A 261-nucleotide genomic window follows, 5' to 3' on the forward strand; every position below is an offset into this window, starting at 1 on the left:
CAGGAACTGGCCATCCTACAATGAAGCGCTCAAGCGCCGCGGATCGCTGACGATCTGGTTCGATCCCGAGATGAGCTGGGAGGCCGCACCAACTGGCAGGCGTGGCCGCCAGCAGAGCTACAGCGACGCCTCCATACAGACGTGCCTCTCGATGAAGGTGCTGTTCGGCATGGCGCTCCGGCAGACGACCGGGTTCGTCGAGAGCTTGTTGCAGCTGGTTGGTCTCGACTGGACGGTGCCCGACTTCAGCACGCTATCTCG

The 261-nt window shown here is 62.8% G+C and carries 1 protein-coding gene; it reads left to right on the top strand.

Going from position 1 to position 261, the window contains the following annotated elements; genetic code table 11:
- A partial coding sequence (locus FNJ84_RS21860) for a transposase (RefSeq protein WP_185968651.1) occupies positions 1–261 on the top strand: 261 nt, incomplete at both ends.

Source organism: Paracoccus sp. M683, assembly GCF_007096355.1.
In the GTDB taxonomy this organism is placed as follows: Bacteria; Pseudomonadota; Alphaproteobacteria; order Rhodobacterales; family Rhodobacteraceae; genus Paracoccus.